The following is an 18,627-nucleotide window of genomic DNA, read 5'->3' as shown; positions in this document are numbered from 1 at the left end:
GTTTCACCCACAGGCAAAGTTGGCTATGTCAACATTGCGACAGGTCCGTTAAGCTCGGGTGCGCCAGCGGCGGAAGTGCCTATCGAAACTGCCATCAAATTGTTGAAAGACATGGGGGGCAGTTCCATTAAATATTTCCCGATGAAAGGCTTGGCTCACAAAGAAGAATACCAAGCAGTAGCAGCAGCTTGTGCCAAGTATGACTTTTATTTAGAACCAACAGGGGGCATTGATTTAGAAAACTTTGAAGAAATTGTTCAAATTGCGGTGGATGCCGGCGTTAAAAAAATCATTCCTCATGTCTACAGCTCAATTATTGATCAAGAAACAGGGGACACTAGAATAGAAGACGTGAAAACGTTACTAACCATGATGAAAAAGACATTGAATAAGTAAAGGGCCAATCTTTATTTGACTTTCTTCGCCAGATTTGCTACTCTCAAGTGGAGAATAAATAAAAACCAACAAATGAATGTGGGGTATTTTGGTGAGTGTCGTAGGTATCTAATTGATAAGTTGAATAACCAGTGAACCAAGCAAGGTTTATTTGGTGTGCTTAGAAAGTGATACCTGTCAGTCATCTCAATTACTAAATACCTCCTTTAAAAGAGGTTTCTTTAGTAACCTTTATCCAATGATAAAGAGGACAGCGGTAGAACGCTGTCCTCTTTTTTCTGTAGAAACTGGTTTTTATTTAAAGGCGCCAGGTATTCTTTTCGTGATAGAAAGGAAGAAAAAACAAATGAACCATGAAACCATTCAAAAATTACAATTTACAACAATTCTTAAAGAAGTTCAAACACGTGCGATTGGCGAGTATAGTAAAGAACGGTTGGCGAAAATGGTCCCTGCAACACGTTTAGAAACAGTGCAGTCCCGCTTAACGGAAACAACCGAGGCCCGCTTAATTATTGATAGCGGACAACACGTCCCTTTCATGGGCTTGAGCCAAATTACCCGCTTGCTTCAACAAGTGAAAAAAGGCTTAATCCTTACACCAAACGAATTGATTGAGGTCGCTGACTTTTTAAGAAGTAGTCAGCGAATCCAGAAGTTTTTTGAAAAAAATCAATACCAAACACCACGCCTATTTAGTTACAGTCAGCACTTAGCTGATTTCAGAGCAATCGAAGAACAAATTTATACGAAAATCCATAACCAAAAAGTTGCCACCGATGCTTCTCGACAACTTCGGAAAATCCGGCGTCAAATCAATGAATGCCAACAAGAAATTGAAACAAAAGTCACCAAATTTTTACGCAATAAAAATAATCAACTGTATATTCAAGAAAATATGATGGTGAAAAAAGGGGAACATTACACGGTACCAATCAAAGCTAGCTATAAAAATAAGGTTTCAGGCACAATCATTGAGCAATCCAATAAAGGACAAACGGTCTTTATTGAACCTGTAGCAATTAGTAAATTAAATGAACAATTGACACTCTTAAAAGCGGAAGAAACAGCGGAAGAATATCAAATTTTGGCAGAACTAACAGGGTTAATCAATGAGCAAGAACGACTAGTCGATCAAGCCGTCGATACAATGACCACCTTAGATATTATTTTTGCACGAGGAAAGTATAGTCGCGAAATTGGTGGGATTACGCCAAAAGTAAACAAAGAAGAACGCTTGCGCATTGTTCAAGGAAAACACCCTCTTTTATTAGAACACGCAGTACCATTGACGTTTTCTTTAGGAGCAGAGTATCGAGGACTTGTCATTACAGGTGCCAATGCTGGTGGTAAAACGGTTGTCTTGAAAACAGTTGGCTTATTGACTGTCATGACACAATTTGGGTTGCAAATTCCAGCACAAGCGGGCACAGAGATTCCAGTATTAGATGAAATTTTTGTCGATATTGGTGATCAGCAAAATCTGGAAAATGCGTTAAGCACTTTTTCTGGGCACATGAAAAATATTGCGGAAATGTTGCGTAATGTTAAACGACACACGCTTGTTTTATTAGATGAAATTGGCAGTGGCACCGAGCCGAACGAAGGAGCTGGCTTAGCGATTGCTATCATGGAAACGATGTATCAAAAGGGAGCCTTGGTAGTTGCAACGACCCATTATGGTGAAATTAAACGTTTTGCCCAAGAGCATGACGATTTTGTGCCCGCCGCAATGGCCTTCGATCGTGAAACATTAACGCCCAAATATCAATTGAAAATTGGTGAAGTTGGCGATAGTCAGGCGCTTTGGATTGCACGTAAAATGAAGATGGAGCCACAGCTCATTGAAAAGGCGGCTCATTATATTCAGCGGAAAGAATACCCTACTAATCGAAGTCTATTTAAACCCCTGAAAGCAAAAGAAACGACCTTTGCCACGTTTGTAGAAGAAACAGACCGTTATCAAAAAGGTGATCGTGTCCTATTGACAGAAACACAACAAATTGGGTTGGTTTTTACAGATGAGGGTGAACAAGAAATCCAAGTATTTGTGAATGATAAAATTGAAAATGTACCACGAAGACGATTGAAATTACAAGCGAAAGCACAAGATCTATATCCGCAAGACTATGATTTAGAAAGTTTATTTACAGATTTCCATGAACGAAAGAAACTCAAAGATATTGAACGCGGCTCAAAAAAAGCGCAGAAACAATTACGCAAAGAGGCCGAAAAAAGAGCAGCAAGACGCGACAAATAAGGAACTTAACAGAAGCAATACAACAACTTAACACTTTGTTTACTTGTTATTTATCAGAAATCAACTAAGACTTGTTATAGTCAATGTATGGGTAGATATGAAGGAGGAAACAAGGAAATGAAGAAAAGAGCTTTGCTAGGGGTTACCTTACTAATATTCACAACATTAGCGGGTTGTACAAATTTATCTGAACAGAAAAGCGGCGAAAAACAAACAGAGGTTGCTGAAGCGAAGGCAACTGAATCTGAAAAAGCACCAGTAAAAAATGTTATTTTTATGATTGGAGATGGCATGGGGAATCCGTATACAACGGGCTATCGCTATTTCAAAGCCAATCACTCAGACAAGCGTGTTCCCCAAACAGCTTTTGATACCTATTTAGTTGGGCAACAAGCCACTTATCCAGAAGATGAAGAAGAGAATGTCACCGATTCAGCGTCCGCAGCGACAGCGATGGCTGCTGGAGTGAAAACCTACAATAATGCTATTGCGCTCGATAATGACAAGTCCAAAACAGAAACAGTGCTGGAACGTGCGAAAAAAGTGGGGAAATCAACGGGGCTTGTAGCAACATCTGAAATAACACATGCAACCCCTGCTGCATATGGCGCACATAATGTTTCACGCAAAAATATGGCAGAAATCGCCGATGACTATTTTGATGATCAAATCGATGGACAACACAAAGTCGATGTGTTACTTGGCGGCGGCTCCGAATTATTTGCCCGGAAAGATCGTGATTTAGTCAAAGAATTTTCCCAAGCGGGTTATGGTCATGTCACAGACAAAAAGTCGTTAAATGAAAACCAAGACGACAAAATTTTAGGCTTGTTTGCACCAGGCGGGCTACCTAAAATGATTGACCGAACGGAAGAGGTCCCTTCATTAGCTGATATGACAGAAGCGGCTCTTCAACGGTTAGATAAAAATGAAAAAGGTTTCTTTTTAATGGTTGAAGGTAGTCAAATTGATTGGGCCGGGCATAGCAATGATATTGTTGGCGCGATGAGCGAAATGCAAGACTTCGAAGCGGCGTTTGAAAAGGCCATCGATTTTGCCAAAAAAGATGGTGAAACATTGGTGGTTACAACTGCAGATCATTCAACAGGGGGCTTGTCTTTAGGCAAAGGAGATCAATACAACTGGTTGACGGAGCCTTTACATGCGGCAAAACGCACGCCTGATTTTATGGCAGAAGAAATTATTAAAAATGGTAATGTGGAAAAAACAGTGACTGAGTATATTGATTTTCAATTAAGTGAGGCTGAATTGAAAGCAGTGAAAACAGCGGCGGAGTCAAAAGATGTTGAAAAAATCGCTCAGGCATTAAGAAAGATTTTTGATGAACGTTCGAATACTGGTTGGACTACTGGCGGACACACAGGAGAAGATGTAAATGTCTATGCTTATGGCCCACAAGCAGAAGCTTTTTTAGGACAAATTGATAATACAGACCAAGCGAAGATTATTTTTGGCTTAGTAGATGGCACCGGGCAAAAAGCTGAGATTAAAGATAAAGGTATTGGCAAATAACAAAATAAAGAAAAAGCAGAACTTCTATACGTTCTGCTTTTTCTTCATTGAAGGCATAAAAAATTTATCTCTGTTATAATGAAGGTAACCAGATAAAAGTGAGGTCAAATAATGAAAAAAATGCATGTTGAAAGTGAATTTGCACCGTTGCGTTCAGTTGTTTTAGCACAATCGCAATTTTGTTTACCAGATAAATTTGATGAAGCGGATACGACTTTTTTAACAGAGGAAAATGCCCGTTTAACACAGAATAATGAAGGGCGTGATTTAGCAGACTTTGCACCAGAACAACAAGTGCGTTGGGAAAAAGAAAAAGAAGTCATGCAAGGAGTATTAGAATCTTATGGCGTAGAAGTATTTCGTCCACGTTTATTGACAACCTATGAAAAAGAACATGGCAAGGAATTGGGCGTAGGATATAGTAACTTCTTTTCACGAGACCCTTTTTTTACAATTGGCAATCTCTTAATAGAAGGAAACTTAAGATTTCAACACCGTCGACAAGAAATTTTACCAATTCGTCCGATTATTCAGCAGTGGACACAAGAAGCAGAAGGCTATTATTTTGCTGCGCCACAACCTGACATTTCTGAAGGGGCTTTAAGTGAAGCAGGTCCCTTTATTGAAGGCGGCGATGTTTTAGTTCTAGGAAAAACAATTTTTGTGGGCTACTCTGGCTTGGCAAGTAACCTAGCAGGAATTCAGTGGTTAGCCAATATGATTGGTCATTTTGGTTATGAAGTGGTGCCGGTTCGGTTACATCCGCATATTCTCCACTTAGATTGTGCGTTAAGCTTGTTGAGAGAAGGCTTGATGATTGTTTGTGAAGAGGCCTTTTTGGATGGACTTCCTGCGCAATTAGCCAACTGGGAAAAAATTCACGTTACTTTGCAAGAAGCAGCGTATTTAGTGACAAATGGTCTACCGCTTAACGAAGAAACGTATATAACGGACCAATCGTTTACAACCTTAATTCCTCAAATAGAAGCAAAAGGTATCAAAGTTGAGGCAATTGATTACCATGTTTCTAGAATGTTAGGTGGTTCTTTCCGTTGTACAACGCAAGCTTTGATTAGAGAATAGTCAGCGAGTGATTATCAATTTTCGTAAGAAAAAATGTACGTTTTGTCTATGAAAACGATATAATTTTAGTTTTCACTATTTTTTTTAAAAATATTGAGGAAATTTTGATTTAATAAATGCGAGAAAACGTCAAAATGTTAGTGTTTGTTACTAATATTTTGACGTTTTCTCGCTGTTTTTTTATAAAATTACCACTTTATATATGAAAAAAAACGATATCTTTTTTGAAAATTACGTTTTCAAAGACACAAAAAGTCGTTGGAACCTTGCTGTTATAGTAAATTCATTTTTTTTGCATGAGGTGTTTAAAATTTGAAATCACAAGCAGTCTTTTTTTCGCTATACTTAGTTTACGTTCTACTGAGATAGAAAAGTTTTTCACTTTTTTATTCATTAATTAACCAAGATATAAAGGAGAGAGTAAAATGAAGAAAAAAACATTGGTAACTTTATTTGCAGGAACAGCTATTTTAGGGGCAAGCATCGCTCCTGCAGCAGCGCATGCAACAACGACTGGTACAACACCAGCAAACGTAGAGATGACAAGTGGTTCATTACCAGGCGGTACGGGTGATGGAGATGACGGAAGCACACAAGAGCCAGGACCAGGTACGAATACTAACTTTGATTTGTTATATGTTCCAACAGAATTCAAATTTGCTTCGACAGAAGTTAGTTCTGATTTATCAGCGATTTCGTTAGATGCGACAGGTACCCAAACAAAACGTTATGGTGTCGGGGATGTTCGTGGAACACAAGCGGGTTGGTCAGTTACTGCCGGCGTTGCTGAAATGAAAAACGGTACTGCTACGTTAGAAGGTTCAATTACCTTTGCACAAACAGGAGCGGTAGCGAAATATGATGAAACAACAACAAAATACTCACGTGATGTGGCTGCCTTTGCAGCAGATCCAGGAAGTCCTGAATTTGCTGGAACAACTATTCCAGTAGGTGGAGCAGCTGTATCAATTGCTACAGCTGCAGTTGGTAAAGGTCAAGGTACATGGGATTCTGAATTATCAAATGTAAAATTAAACATTACAACACCTAGTTCACAAATTACAAATGGTGCGTATACAGGTAACGTAACTTGGACATTAGTGGCTGCGCCATAAACAGTTACTAACGAGAATACTGCATTACTAGAAAAGGAGCTGCGCAGTGGTGCACGGCTCCTTTTCGATACATAGGAGGAACAAATAATGAAGACAATGCGCTGGCTAATCGTCACAGTTTTTATTTGTGTGATGGCATTAAGCATCCCTTCTGCTGTACAAGCAGAAGAAGCGGATGACAACATGAATACAAAATTTACAGTTAAACCCAATATTCCTGAGAATCAAGCGAAAAATACGCAATCCTACTATGATCTCATTGTAAAACCAGGACAGAAACAAGAAGTCGAATTATCATTAATTAATAAAACAGATGAAGAATTGACGATTGATTTAAATTTGGCGAATGCTGTGACGAATGACAATGGTTTAATTGTGTACAATGATTTCGAGAAAAAACCAGATTCAAGTTTAAAAGTACCCTTGACAACATTAATTAAATTACCTGAGGAACATGTAAAAGTTCCCGCTAAGAAAACCGTAACAGCCAAAATGACTGTCGAAATTCCAGCGAATGGTTTCCAAGGATTAGTTTTGGGTGGTGTTTATGCTTCGCTTGCAGAAGATGAAAAGGAAGAAAAAGGAAAATCAACGGGTTTAACCAGTCGATATGGATTTAATGTAGCAATTGCTTTACGAATGTCAGAAGATACACCGATGTATCTAGCAGAGACTCTTCAATTAGTTAAATTAGTTCCGACCATTGCTTTAGGAAATAAATCGGTCCAAGCGGTTATTCAGAATCCGACATCCGCTATTTTTCCTGAAGTACGTTTAGAAGGAAAAGTAACGAAAAAAGGCGAAACGAAAGAATATGCCAAACGGATTTTACCAAGTGTTCGTTTTGCGCCAAATTCGACGATGAACTTCCATTTAGATTTCGGGAAAGAAGATGTTCGTCCAGGAACCTATATTTTTGAAGGAAAAGCGGTCTTGAAAGAAGATGAACAACAAGTGTGGCCGTTTAAGCAAGAATTTACCATCAGTAGTCAAGAAGCCAAAAAATTAAATAAAGAAGCAGTAGTGAAATTGGTCCTACCGACTTGGTGGAATCAAGCTTTTTATGGCTTGTTAGTTGCAACAATTGTGAGTCTAATTCTAGCTATTTGGCGTTTTACGCAACAGAAAGCAACACTGAAACAACAAGCCTATTTACAACAAGAAAAACAGGCAGCCTTGAAAAATAGACAAGGAGTGCGCGATGATGACAGCGAAAAGTAAAGGATCACTTCTGGTGACATTGGGAATACTTTTAACCGTCAGCATTGCGATTCTGACCGCTTCTTCTGAGAGCTTTGCAGAAGAAGCGGGACAAACGAATATCGGTGTGACGTTTTATGGAGGGAAGGCACCCCTAAAAACGAAAGGTGGTACTAAGTCAACAGAACAACCAGTCACTAATAAAGATAAAAAAACGTCACAACAACAAGACAAAGTGAGCAGAAAAAACACTGCTAAAACGAATCCCACAGCTGCACAGACGTCCTTACCAAGGACAGGTGAACGAAATAGCACGTGGCTTTACAGCCTTGGTATTGCCTGTTTACTCGTAGTACTAACAAGTTTCTATTATTTGAATAAAAAAAGGAAAAAGGAAAAATAATGTGCTGTTTTTATAAACAGAGTCAATTGTAGAAGGAGGAATATAGATGGAGATTACGATGTGGATTTGGATTTGTGCTGGCTTGGCCGTCCTTTGTTTTGCTTTATTTTTACTGTTCTTAGTAAATAGCATGAATTTTGTACATCTGGCAAAGCCTAAGCAGTCTTTAGTAAAACAATCAATGTTTAGTTGGCTGCTTCTGGTGATGTGTGGCGGCTGGGTAGCGGTGGCTATTTTGCTGAATATCGCATTACAAACACAATTAACATAAAGAAAACCCGTTGTAAGTTTTTAAGAAACTTGCAACGGGTTTTTGTTAACTTTAAAATAAAGAACGGTACAATTTATCAAAAAAGTACAGTAGACATTTGTACCCAACTTAGATAGAAAATAAAGCGCTATCATTATATGATGATTACAGGAGGAGGACACAGCTGTGAATTATAAAATAAGTTATCTCCTTGACGAGTATGCAGGGCAAAAAATTGCGCTCTCTTTGGCTCAACAAATAACCGATCTTTCGCAACGAGAATTAGTGACGCAACTTTCGACAATAGGCGGAGAAGTTCAACAGAATACCGTCAGCATTCCAAACCTTTCCGCAAATGAATGGGGAAAACAACTTTTTCAACAACGTCAAGTGATCTATAGCGAAACAGAAAGACAAGCACTTATTTTTTTGCTCACTTATTCAGAAATCGAAGAACTATCGGTGTATCATTATCAAAATTTTTTAGACGTTTCGAAAGGCACTATTTTAGCGGACATCAAAAAAGTACGACACCAACTAGCAACTGAAAACATTGCTTTATCCTACGAACGAAAACGAGGGTTTTACCTAGAAGGAGATGAATTTCGGATTCGTCGTTTCGGGAAAAATTGGCTTGCCCGCCTCTTACAACAAAAGTCGGGCACCTTCGCTTTATTTTGCTGGCTCAGTCAGCATCAAATGAGCCAATACGCAAAAATACGTGACGGCATTCAATTAGCCGTCCAGGAAGCGCAGCTTCAACTGGTACCCAGCAGATTGGATGAAATTAGTTACTTTCTTGCTTTCTCTCAAAAAAGATTAGGCAAATATAAAACAGTCGTCTGGCCTGAGAACCAGTTAATTCAGTCCTTACGCGCTTATCCCGTCAGTCGTCGTATTTTAAGTGATTTAGTTGGGCCAGTGGCGAATATAGAAACTGAGAGTCTTTTTTTCACGATTTGTTTAATGACAGCTTTGCAAGGAGAATTGCGAGATACGAAGTTAGAGTTTTTATTAGATATTTCTGGTGAAATTATTCGGAAAATGGAATTATTGGCCGTCGTTCAATTTGAGCAGCCTCGTGAATTGCTCATGAATGTGTATTATCATCTGGTTCCTGCCTATTTTCGGATTAACTATGGCTTTTACTTGCCGAATGTTTTAATCAAGGATATTCGACAATCGTATCGGTCGCTTTATCATCTTTGTGAACAAGCGTTAGCTCCTTTAGAAAAATTAACGAAACGGTCAATCCCGTCAGAGGAAATCGGTTTTTTTACCATATTATTTGGTGGAGAAATTTTCGGGCAAAAAAATGAACAGCGGCAAGAAAAGCTAAAAGCGCTAATTGTTTGTCCCAGTGGTATCAGTTCTTCGTTGATTTTGCAATCGGAATTGCGTCGGCTATTTCCAATGATTGAATTTAAAGAAACGAATGCGGTGAGGGAAATAGAGAATGTATCTGAAAAAAGCTATGACATCATTTTCTCAACGGTCCCTATTGAAACAGCCAAAAAGGTTTATCTTACCAAGCCCATTATGAGCTCTTTGGAGAAAAATCAATTGATGCACCAAGTTCAATCAGATTGGCTATTGCCAGGTATTTCCATGCCAGATGTTAAAGATATTTTAGATGCGTTAAAACCTTACATTTCCTTAAAAAAAGGAGTCACAGAAGCGCAGTTATATCGTGTCTTGCATCGTAAAATGAACAAAATTTTAGAAAAAGAGGAGGATCTGCGTCCAATGTTATCGGAATTATTAACAACAGAAACAGTCCAAGTCCTGCCTGAAGTTGCAGACTGGCGAGCGGGAATTACAGAAGCTGCCAAGCCGTTATTAAAAAATGGCAGTATTACGGAAAAGAAAAGTACATTGATGCGATGATTCAAAAAGTCGAATCGTTTGGGCCATTTATCCATATCTGTCCAGACGTAGCATTGCCTCATGCGCGGCCAGAAGATGGCGTTAATCAGTTAGGCATGTCATTACTAAAAATCCAAAAAAGTGTCGATTTATTAGAAGATCCTAAGCATGAAATTCACCTTTTTATTTGTTTAGCTGCTTCAGATAACGAAACACATTTACGGGCCTTATCTAGTCTGACAAAAATTCTATCAAAAAAAGAATCATTACATCGCTTAGTGGCGGCTGAAACCGTCCCAGAAATACTATCAATTATCCAAGAAGGAGAGAAATAAGATGAAGATTTTTACAGTTTGTCAAAGTGGTTTAGGAACAAGTTTTATGGTGCAAATGAATATCCAACAAATTTTAGAGGAAGTCGGTGTTGATACAGATAATTTTCAAATTGATCACACAGATGTCGGGAGTGCCAGTGGTGATATGGCTGATTACTTCTTTGTCGAAAAAACATTGCAAGATGCTTTAGGGTCAATTCCTGCTGAAAAAATCATTCCTTTAAATGCGATTATTGATTACGATGAAACGAAGGAGAAAGTCTTGAAAGTTTTAGATGACAATGGCATTGCACATCAATAAGAAGGAGGAAAAACATGGAAACTTTATTGAATTTATTTGTTTCAATTGTTAGCCAGCCAGCGATTCTGGTTTCATTAATTGCTTTGTTGGGATTAGTTTTACAGAAAAAGAAATTTTCTGATGTTGTTCAAGGAACGTTGAAAACATTCGTCGGCTTTTTAGTTTTAATTGGTGGCGCAGGGCTATTAGCGAATTCGTTAATGCCCTTTGCGGAGATGTTCCAAACCGCATTAAATACACAAGGCGTGGTACCTAGTAATGAAGCAGTTGTAGCGATTGCCTTGCAACAATATGGGACACCAACTGCTCTGATTATGTTGGTGGGCATGGTTGTTAATATTCTGTTGGCGCGTTTTACACGTTTTAAATATATCTTTTTGACAGGTCAAGCGATGATGTACGTTTCGTGTTTGACAGCCGTTATTTTAGTGGGGGCCGGTTTTAGCGTTAGTTTACCAATGATTCTTTTAGGTGGTTTATTTGAAGGAACTTTATTAACAGTGACACCTGCTCTTTGTCAGCCCTTTATGAAACAAATTACTGGAAATGATAAAGTAGCAATGGGGCATACAGGGAATATTGGTTATGCGGCAAGTGGCTTTATTGGAAAAGTCTTTGGGAATAAAGAAAAGTCAACGGAAGATATTAAAATTCCTAAAAGTTTTGGTTTTTTAAGAGACTCAACCATCTCAATTATGATTTTGATGTCGATTGTCTATGTGATTTTGGCTTTGCTGGCTGGGACAGGCTATGTCGAGCATGAGTTAAGCAATGGCGAAAATGCGATTATCTTTTCATTAATTCAAGCAGGAACCTTTACGGCTGGTTTCGTAGTGGTTTTACAAGGTGTGCGGATGGTTTTAGGAGAAATTGTACCAGCTTTCCAAGGAATTGCTAAAAAATTAGTGCCTAATTCTAAACCAGCACTTGATGTTCCCATTATCTTTCCTTATGCGCCAAACGCTGTCTTGATTGGGTTCTTTGTGAGCTTTATTGTGGGAACTATTTCAATGTTAGCGATGGTCGGTCTGAATACCACCGTGATTATACCCGGCGTTGTTGGGCACTTTTTCTGTGGTGCCGCGGCAGGCGTTTTTGGAAATTCCACAGGGGGACGTCGAGGAGCGATTTTAGGGGCTGCGTTTAATGGCTTATTAATTAGTTGGTTACCGTTATTTATTTTACCAGTCTTGGGTGATCTACAGTTAGCATCCTCAACGTTTGCGGATACAGATTATTTAATCCCAGGCCTATTTTTAGGCAAATTAGGTGAGGCAGGTCCGAGTCTTTTAGTAGGAGGAATCATTGCTTTTGTAGTGGTTGTTCTTTTGGCTAGCGCTGTTTTAACTATGCGGGAGAAAAAAGTCGCCGAAGAAAACTAAGTGCTTTGTTCTAAAAAGGCAAATGGGACAGAAGTCAAAACGACTTCTGTCCCATTTGCCTTTTACCATTGTTCTTGGATAAACTGTGCAATTTGTTTCCGCGCTTGTCGTCCTTCTGGCAAGTATTGTTTCATTGCGAAAACGTGTTGCATGCCAGGTACCAATCGGCAAGTATCTTGTGGTCGTGGCCCTAATTGTTTTAAAAATTGGTGATAGGAAGGGCAAAAAACTTCATGTGTGCCGCCCACGAAAAAAAGTGGCGGAAATTTTTGATAATCAAAGGACAAGCAATTTAAAGAAAGCGTGGAGTGATTGGCCGTGTCGTCAATCTCTTGGGCAATTAATTGTAAATAGTTCATGCCAATCATTTTGTCCTTTTTTTGATAACTTTTGGCAACAGGAATGTCTAAATGTCCATCTAACCAAGGAGAAATTAAAACAGCAGCTTTGGGTAAGCGTTCAGGGAAATCGGTGGCTAAATTCTGCAATACGTTTAAAACCAATGTGCCACCAGCAGAATCACCTAATAAAATAACATCTTCGGGATCATAATGCTGTAAAATTTCTTGATAAGCAGCATAGCAATGATTGTAAATATCAGCAAAAGACTTATTTGGTGCTAATGGATATACAGGGATAAAATAATCTGTTGCAAAAGAGAGATCTTCAATTAGTTTATAACTAAAGTCTAATTGGCTATAGGCGAGATTCAATGTAAAGCCCCCACCATGCAGGTACAGTACAGCTTTCTTGGTGGGTGCAATAACGGAGTTTGACATGCGATACATCGTAGGAAATTGAGTCATTTCTTGAAGAGGAAAAAGATGACGTAAATGTTTTGGCAAAGTTACTTGTTCATTTAATGATCGTTGCCAATGATAAAAAGCCTTGGTGACTTTCGGATTTCGTTCAAGTCGAGCAATTTGGGAAAGACGTAAAGAATCTTCAAAAAGACAGGCTTTTAAGGATTTTTGACGAGAACGTGCGTGGAACAAATATGCGCTAGCTAACAACAAACCAATCGATTTCTTTTTCAATTAAGGCCCTCCATTCAGCAAAAAGTAAATCATTTTTTCTACAGTATAACATTTTAAAAGTAGAACAACGAAATTTGTTGAAGGGATGAAAGGACGGTTTAAACGAATGTACGTATTTATTTGTGGTTGCGTAAAGTAAATGATTGTAGTAAATTAAATGAGATTAAGAGGTCCGGTGAATGGGCGCGTTCACGGCAAGGAGAGAAGTAGGATGACAAATAAAAAGGTTACAATTAAAGATGTTGCCAATGACTCAGGTGTCTCCATTACTACCGTTTCACAAATTTTAAATGGGAATGGGGCACGGTTTAGTGGGAAAACGGTCGAAAAAGTATTGGCTGCAAAAGAGCGATTAAACTATCAGCCCGACTATTTTGCGCAACGTATGGTGATGAAAAAAAGTAAGACGATTGGCGTAATCGTACCTGATATTACCAATCCATTTTTCGCGCAATTGATTCGAGGAATTGAAAGTGTTTTATACAAAGAAAATTTTATACTGATGTTATGTAATGCGGAACAAGATGTTACAAGAGAACATGAATATTTAACAGAGTTGATTCGTCGTAGTGTCGATGGCTTTGTGATTGCAAGTTCTGAAATTTCCAATCAAACGATTAATGAAACGCTACGTGCGAAAAAGATTCCATTTATTGTACTTGACCAAAAAAAAGCAGAAGGCTTTAGCGACGCTGTTTTGACAGACGATTATAGAGGTGGGCAACTAGCAGCAAAACATTTACAAGAGCAACGACATGAACAGGTCGTCGTGGTAATGACACCACATGCGCCAGTCAATATTCAGCAACGGTTAAAAGGTTTTTGTTCTGTTTATACGGAAAAGGTCCAGTTGATCGAAACAGAATTATCAAAAACCGGCGGCTACCAAGCTGTCCCCGAAATTTTAAAAACAGAGAGCACCGGAATTTTTGCTATCAATGATGAAATTGCTTTTGGTTTATATCGAGGATTAGCAGAAGCGGGCAAAAAAATTCCTGAGGATTATAGTATTATTGGTTATGACAATGTTGATATGTGCGAGTATGTTTCGCCGCCGCTAACAACAATTGCTCAACCTGTTTTTCAATTGGGGCAAACTACGGCGACTTTATTATTGGAAAGAATCCATCAGCCTGCAAAAGATTGGGAGGAGCAAACCTTACCTGTCCAACTGATTGAACGATTTTCGACAGCACCCTTGAAATAGCTTTCAAGGTGTGCTATATTTTTGTTGTGGAATTAAAACGTTTTACTAAAACGTTTTAATTAGAATGAAAAAATAAATTTTATTGAGGTGGATGAAAATGAACGCGGTTACAATTATCGGAAGTATCAATTTAGACACAACATTAAGAGTCAAAGAAATGCCAAAACCAGGCGAAACAATTCACGCCATTGAACATTTTACAGCAGGTGGTGGTAAAGGAGCAAACCAAGCAGTTGCAGCGAAACGTTCAGGCGCAGAAACATATTTTATTGGTGCTGTGGGAAATGATGGCGCTGGAGCTATGATGACTGATTTAATGAGTCAAGATGAAATTAATTTAACTGGGGTCACCACTTTAGAAAAAACAGCTACTGGCCAAGCTTTTATTATGGTAGATAACGCTGGTGAAAATAGCATTATGATTTACGCGGGAGCCAATAACGCCTTTACGCCAAAACAAGTACAGGAACATCAAGAAATTATTGAAAAAAGTGATTTTGTGATTGCCCAATTTGAAAGTGCGATTGATAGTACGATTGCAGCGTTTAAAATTGCTAAAAAAGCAGGCGTCAAAACGATTTTAAATCCCGCACCTGCGTTAGAACAAGTTCCTGAAGAATTACTAAACGTGACAGATATGATTGTACCAAATGAAACAGAAACCGAAATTTTAACAGGCATTAAAATCACAGATGAAGCGAGTATGCGTAAAGCCGCAGAAGCACTTCATCAATTAGGGATTGAAGCAGTAATTATTACAGTAGGTAGTAAAGGAGCCTTTTATGACGTCAATGGACGAAGTGGTATTGTGCCTGCTTTTAAAGTGAAAGCGGTTGATACAACGGCTGCTGGCGATACTTTTATTGGCGCATTAAGTAGTATATTAGAGAAAGATTTTAGCAATTTGGAAGAAGCTATTCGTTATGGAAACAAGGCGTCCTCGTTGACTGTTCAACGTTTTGGAGCCCAACCTTCGATTCCTTATCAACACGAATTGGCAGACAAATAAAAAGGAGCGAGCGACATGAAAAAAACAAAAGTTATTAATTCAGATATTTCCCGCGTCATCGCACAAATGGGTCATTTTGATAAATTAAGTATTGGTGATGCAGGCATGCCAGTGCCTCGGACTACAGAAAAAATTGATTTAGCAGTTACCAATGGTGTCCCTAGTTTTATGGAAGTTTTAAACAATGTTCTTGAGGAATTGGCAGTTCAACGAATTTATTTAGCAGAAGAAATTAAAACAGAAAATCCTGACATGTTGACAGCAATTAAAACTCGTTTACCAGAAACTCCCATCAGTTTTATTCCTCATACAGAAATGAAACAAGAATTAAACAACTGCCATGCCTTTATTCGGACAGGGGAAATGACCCCATACGCAAATATTTTATTAGAAAGTAACGTTGTCTTTTAAACGAGAGAGGGGAAATAGAGATGAATGCGACTGCATTATTAATCGGTTTAGGACCGCTTCTAGGTTGGGGGCTTTTTCCAACAATTGCTTCAAAAATTGGTGGACGTCCGGTGAATCAAATTCTCGGTACCAGTTTAGGAACATTGATTTTTGCCGCTGTTTTTTCAATGATTAATGGTTTGGCTTTTCCAGCGGGCATGGATTTATTCTTTTCAATTTTATCTGGTGTCGGTTGGGCCTGTGCGCAAATCATTACATTTAAATGCTTCACGATGATTGGTTCATCACGTGCCATGCCAGTAACGACCGCGTTCCAACTTTTAGGGGCTTCTCTCTGGGGTGTCTTTTTCTTAGGAAACTGGCCAGGTGCGACAGCCAAATTGTTAGGCGCATTTGCCTTAGTGTTAATCATGATTGGTGCCAAAATGACGGTCTGGTCGGAAACGGAGTCCGCTGAGAGTGCTGGGATTATGAAAAAAGCAGTTCTTCTATTAGCCGTTGGTGAAATCGGCTATTGGGCGTACTCTGCAGCACCACAAGCGACGGCAATTGATGGCATGCATGCCTTTTTACCACAAGCAATAGGCATGGTAATTGTCGCAGTTATTTACTCAGCAGTTGTCACTATTAAGGGTGGGGAAACATCCCCATTTATAGAAGCTGTTTCTTACAAACAAATTTTTTCAGGCTTTTTCTTCGCCTTTGCAGCGTTAACTTATTTAATTTCAGCGCAGCCAGATATGAACGGCTTGGCAACTGGCTTTATTCTATCCCAAACATCAGTTGTGCTTGCAACGTTGACAGGTATTTGGTTCTTAGGTCAAAAGAAAACAGCCAAGGAAATGACCGTAACGATTATCGGCTTAGTTTTGATTTTGGCAGCAGCTACGATCACAGTGATGATTTAAAAAAGTATTCAACGACCTATTATTCAGGGCGTTGAATACTTTTTTTTATTTGTTCTAAAAATAATGCAGCAGCTGTGGAAAGAACCGTATTTTTGCGCCAAATTAAACTAATTTTGGCTGTTAAAGCAGGATATAGCGGGATAAAACGTAAATTTGTTTGCTTTGTTTCTAGAATACCATCAATGCTTAGGGCGCTACCTAGACCAGCTTCTACCATCAGTGAAGCGTTGTAAAGTAAGTTGTAGGTCCCAACGATTCGGAACTGATCTAGACTTGCTTCGAGCCAATCAGAGAGTTGGCTCGGAACTTTTGCTTGTCGAGAAATAAATAAAGGTTCTTCTTTTAAATCGGCTGCAGTAATAACATTTTTAGTGGCTAAGGGATGGTCCTTTACAGTAATTAAGCCCCATGTATCTACAACTGGTAATGTTAAATAGCTATATTTTTGTTTAGGTGCAGGCTCAATAATTAAACCAAAATCTAATAATCCTTTGTCTAGCCGTTCTATTACATCATCTGCATTCCCACTGTATAAATGAAGGTGAATATCAGCTGAGTGCTGGCTTGTTATTTGTTGTAGTGCATTCGCTAAAAAAGACATAGCTTTTGTTTCGCCGCCACCAATCGTGATTTCGCCATTAATGAATTCATTTTGCGACAAGTTGGTGACTGTTTTATTCGCTAAGCTTAAAATATCTTGCCCTTGTTTAGCTAAATATTCTCCTTCAGGTGTTAATTGTATTTGTCGATTTCCTCGTATAAATAATGTCACGCCTAACTCTTCCTCTAATTCTTTTAATTGCTTAGATAATGTTGGTTGTGATACATGCAATTGTTTGGCTGCGCCACTAATCGTTTTTTCTTGGACCACTGCTAAGAAATAGTGAATCACTCGTAATTCCATTACTTTCCCTCCTATAACTAAAACGCATACTTATCTATTTATTATAAGTATTAGACAGAGGAGTTGTCACGTATTACGATAAATTTAGCAAAAGGAGGCGATTAGGAATGCTTACAAAAAATCTCCAAGAACTAATTGCAACAGGGAGCATTGATAAAGATGAACCACTATTTCAACTTATTCATCAGATTCAAGAGGAAAATAGTCGCTATTTAATAGAATTAAATCAACAAGCCTATACACATAATGAAGTAAGGAATCTTCTTGCCACGATTATCCAAGACAAAATTGACGAAACCGTTACGATTTTATTGCCTTTTTATACAGATTTTGGACGCAATATACATTTTGGTAAAAATATTTTTATTAATCGGGCAGCTATGTTTGTTGATTTAGGGGGCATTATAATTGAAGACAATGTTTTAATTGGTCCGCGCGTTAATCTCTTAAGTGTCAATCATCCGGAACTGCCAATGAAACGGCGAGGTGTATTGCTAGCACCAATTACCATTAAAAAATTTGCGTGGTTAGGCGCGGGTGTCACTGTTTTACCAGGTATTACGATTGGTGAAAATGCTATCGTAGCAGCTAATGCGACTGTAACTAAAGATGTGCCAGCTAACGCTATTGTTGCAGGAACACCAGCTAAAATTATTCGTTGGATTCAGGAAGATAAGGAGAAAATATAATGAAATCATTATCAGAAAAAGTTATTGTTATCATGGGCGCTTCCAGTGGCATCGGTGAGGCAACAGCCCGTTTACTTGCCAGAAAAGGAGCGAAGTTAGTCATTGCAGCACGTCGACAAGAACGTTTAATTGCTATAAAAAAAGAACTTCCTGAAGCAACGATTCTCGTGCAACAAGCAGATGTAACGAAAGAAGAGGAAGTTCAGCGTGTAATCAAGCTTACAATGGAAAAATATGGACGAATTGATGTTCTTTTTAACAATGCAGGAGTTATGCCAACGGCGCCTCTTATTGAAGCACCAAAAGGAGAATGGCGTCAAATGCTAGATATTAATATT

General features: G+C 38.7%; 18 protein-coding genes and 1 pseudogene. 17 read left to right on the top strand and 2 right to left on the bottom strand.

All coding sequences use genetic code 11. The annotated features are described in order from the left end of the window. From KQI94_RS12015 to KQI94_RS11965, 11 genes and pseudogenes are all read left to right on the top strand, one after another. The coding region (locus KQI94_RS12015; protein WP_216454441.1) for a KDGP aldolase at nucleotides 1–396 on the top strand (396 nt) is incomplete at its 5' end. A gap of 238 nt (nucleotides 397–634) precedes the next feature. Continuing rightward, entirely contained in the window at nucleotides 635–2,656 is a 2,022-nt protein-coding gene (locus KQI94_RS12010) for a DNA mismatch repair protein MutS (protein WP_002390732.1), read from the top strand. Between the two features lie 87 nt (nucleotides 2,657–2,743). Then, nucleotides 2,744–4,189, top strand: coding sequence for an alkaline phosphatase (locus tag KQI94_RS12005; RefSeq protein ID WP_002390731.1), 1,446 nt, complete (start codon nucleotides 2,744–2,746; stop codon nucleotides 4,187–4,189). Between the two features lie 111 nt (nucleotides 4,190–4,300). After that, a complete protein-coding gene (locus KQI94_RS12000) occupies nucleotides 4,301–5,272 on the top strand; it encodes an arginine deiminase family protein (RefSeq protein WP_002359145.1) in 972 nt (323 codons plus the stop codon). A 425-nt stretch (nucleotides 5,273–5,697) separates the two neighbouring features. After that, complete coding sequence (locus KQI94_RS11995; RefSeq protein WP_002368346.1) at nucleotides 5,698–6,387, top strand: WxL domain-containing protein; 690 nt, start codon at nucleotides 5,698–5,700, stop codon at nucleotides 6,385–6,387. Between the two features lie 87 nt (nucleotides 6,388–6,474). Next, nucleotides 6,475–7,608 carry a DUF916 and DUF3324 domain-containing protein gene (locus tag KQI94_RS11990; RefSeq protein ID WP_002390729.1) on the top strand — a complete coding sequence of 378 codons (1,134 nt, stop codon included), beginning with the start codon at nucleotides 6,475–6,477 and terminating at the stop codon, nucleotides 7,606–7,608. Then, the gene (locus KQI94_RS11985) at nucleotides 7,589–7,990 is read left to right on the top strand and encodes an LPXTG cell wall anchor domain-containing protein (RefSeq protein ID WP_002368343.1); all 402 of its coding nucleotides are present in this window, start codon (nucleotides 7,589–7,591) and stop codon (nucleotides 7,988–7,990) included. Before KQI94_RS11990 ends, KQI94_RS11985 begins: the two co-directional genes overlap by 20 nt. Before the next feature lie 46 nt (nucleotides 7,991–8,036). Further along, nucleotides 8,037–8,261, top strand: coding sequence for a hypothetical protein (locus KQI94_RS11980; RefSeq protein ID WP_002355093.1), 225 nt, complete (start codon nucleotides 8,037–8,039; stop codon nucleotides 8,259–8,261). Between the two features lie 165 nt (nucleotides 8,262–8,426). Then, a pseudogene (locus KQI94_RS11975) lies at nucleotides 8,427–10,441 on the top strand (BglG family transcription antiterminator). Between the two features lies 1 nt (nucleotide 10,442). Then, nucleotides 10,443–10,742, top strand: a complete 300-nt coding sequence (locus KQI94_RS11970; RefSeq protein ID WP_002367331.1) for a PTS sugar transporter subunit IIB — start codon at nucleotides 10,443–10,445, stop codon at nucleotides 10,740–10,742. 14 nt (nucleotides 10,743–10,756) lie between these two features. After that, on the top strand, nucleotides 10,757–12,124 hold the full coding sequence (locus tag KQI94_RS11965) for a PTS ascorbate transporter subunit IIC (protein ID WP_002368339.1): 1,368 nt from the start codon (nucleotides 10,757–10,759) through the stop codon (nucleotides 12,122–12,124). Between the two features lie 62 nt (nucleotides 12,125–12,186). Here KQI94_RS11965 and KQI94_RS11960 read toward each other — a convergent pair whose 3' ends face one another. Next, a complete protein-coding gene (locus KQI94_RS11960; RefSeq protein WP_002365272.1) occupies nucleotides 12,187–13,161 on the bottom strand; it encodes an alpha/beta hydrolase in 975 nt (324 codons plus the stop codon). A 211-nt stretch (nucleotides 13,162–13,372) separates the two neighbouring features. Between KQI94_RS11960 and KQI94_RS11955 the strand changes: the two genes are divergently transcribed. The 4 genes from KQI94_RS11955 (at nucleotide 13,373) to KQI94_RS11940 (ending at nucleotide 16,696) form a co-directional block, all read left to right on the top strand. Further along, the gene (locus tag KQI94_RS11955) at nucleotides 13,373–14,368 is read left to right on the top strand and encodes a substrate-binding domain-containing protein (RefSeq protein WP_002368338.1); all 996 of its coding nucleotides are present in this window, start codon (nucleotides 13,373–13,375) and stop codon (nucleotides 14,366–14,368) included. Between the two features lie 91 nt (nucleotides 14,369–14,459). Next, nucleotides 14,460–15,377, top strand: a complete 918-nt coding sequence (gene rbsK, locus KQI94_RS11950; protein WP_002381157.1) for a ribokinase — start codon at nucleotides 14,460–14,462, stop codon at nucleotides 15,375–15,377. Nucleotides 15,378–15,392: 15 nt separating this feature from the next. Then, a complete protein-coding gene (gene rbsD, locus KQI94_RS11945) occupies nucleotides 15,393–15,788 on the top strand; it encodes a D-ribose pyranase (RefSeq protein ID WP_002355102.1) in 396 nt (131 codons plus the stop codon). 20 nt (nucleotides 15,789–15,808) lie between these two features. Next, on the top strand, nucleotides 15,809–16,696 hold the full coding sequence (locus tag KQI94_RS11940) for a GRP family sugar transporter (protein ID WP_002368337.1): 888 nt from the start codon (nucleotides 15,809–15,811) through the stop codon (nucleotides 16,694–16,696). A gap of 19 nt (nucleotides 16,697–16,715) precedes the next feature. Here KQI94_RS11940 and KQI94_RS11935 read toward each other — a convergent pair whose 3' ends face one another. Next, a complete protein-coding gene (locus KQI94_RS11935; RefSeq protein WP_002368336.1) occupies nucleotides 16,716–17,600 on the bottom strand; it encodes a LysR family transcriptional regulator in 885 nt (294 codons plus the stop codon). Between the two features lie 107 nt (nucleotides 17,601–17,707). On the opposite strand from KQI94_RS11935, the gene KQI94_RS11930 reads away from it, so the two are divergent. Together KQI94_RS11930 and KQI94_RS11925 are read left to right on the top strand one after the other, a co-directional pair. Continuing rightward, nucleotides 17,708–18,289: a DapH/DapD/GlmU-related protein gene (locus KQI94_RS11930; protein WP_002368335.1), complete on the top strand. Its 582-nt coding sequence runs from the start codon at nucleotides 17,708–17,710 to the stop codon at nucleotides 18,287–18,289. After that, on the top strand, nucleotides 18,289–18,627 hold a 339-nt coding region (locus KQI94_RS11925), incomplete at its 3' end, for an SDR family NAD(P)-dependent oxidoreductase (RefSeq protein WP_216454439.1). The genes KQI94_RS11930 and KQI94_RS11925, both read left to right, overlap by 1 nt.

Source organism: Enterococcus sp. S183_ASV_20 (assembly GCF_018919685.1).
Lineage (GTDB): Bacteria > Bacillota > Bacilli > Lactobacillales > Enterococcaceae > Enterococcus > Enterococcus faecalis.
Note: the sequence above shows the minus strand (reverse complement) of the source record. Positions and strands in the feature narration are given on the sequence as shown.

Excerpts from the sequence above, each read along its gene's own strand:
- KQI94_RS11940 (WP_002368337.1), top strand. The coding sequence starts at position 15,809 with ATGAATGCGACTGCATTATTAATCGGTTTAGGACCGCTTCTAGGTTGG.
- KQI94_RS11995 (WP_002368346.1), top strand. The coding sequence starts at position 5,698 with ATGAAGAAAAAAACATTGGTAACTTTATTTGCAGGAACAGCTATTTTA.
- KQI94_RS11935 (WP_002368336.1), bottom strand. The coding sequence starts at position 17,600 with ATGGAATTACGAGTGATTCACTATTTCTTAGCAGTGGTCCAAGAAAAA.
- KQI94_RS11970 (WP_002367331.1), top strand. The coding sequence starts at position 10,443 with ATGAAGATTTTTACAGTTTGTCAAAGTGGTTTAGGAACAAGTTTTATG.
- KQI94_RS12010 (WP_002390732.1), top strand. The coding sequence starts at position 635 with ATGATAAAGAGGACAGCGGTAGAACGCTGTCCTCTTTTTTCTGTAGAA.
- KQI94_RS12005 (WP_002390731.1), top strand. The coding sequence starts at position 2,744 with ATGGGTAGATATGAAGGAGGAAACAAGGAAATGAAGAAAAGAGCTTTG.
- KQI94_RS11980 (WP_002355093.1), top strand. The coding sequence starts at position 8,037 with ATGGAGATTACGATGTGGATTTGGATTTGTGCTGGCTTGGCCGTCCTT.
- KQI94_RS11985 (WP_002368343.1), top strand. The coding sequence starts at position 7,589 with ATGATGACAGCGAAAAGTAAAGGATCACTTCTGGTGACATTGGGAATA.
- rbsD (WP_002355102.1), top strand. The coding sequence starts at position 15,393 with ATGAAAAAAACAAAAGTTATTAATTCAGATATTTCCCGCGTCATCGCA.
- KQI94_RS11965 (WP_002368339.1), top strand. The coding sequence starts at position 10,757 with ATGGAAACTTTATTGAATTTATTTGTTTCAATTGTTAGCCAGCCAGCG.
- rbsK (WP_002381157.1), top strand. The coding sequence starts at position 14,460 with ATGAAAATGAACGCGGTTACAATTATCGGAAGTATCAATTTAGACACA.
- KQI94_RS11990 (WP_002390729.1), top strand. The coding sequence starts at position 6,475 with ATGAAGACAATGCGCTGGCTAATCGTCACAGTTTTTATTTGTGTGATG.
- KQI94_RS11955 (WP_002368338.1), top strand. The coding sequence starts at position 13,373 with ATGACAAATAAAAAGGTTACAATTAAAGATGTTGCCAATGACTCAGGT.
- KQI94_RS11930 (WP_002368335.1), top strand. The coding sequence starts at position 17,708 with ATGCTTACAAAAAATCTCCAAGAACTAATTGCAACAGGGAGCATTGAT.
- KQI94_RS12000 (WP_002359145.1), top strand. The coding sequence starts at position 4,301 with ATGAAAAAAATGCATGTTGAAAGTGAATTTGCACCGTTGCGTTCAGTT.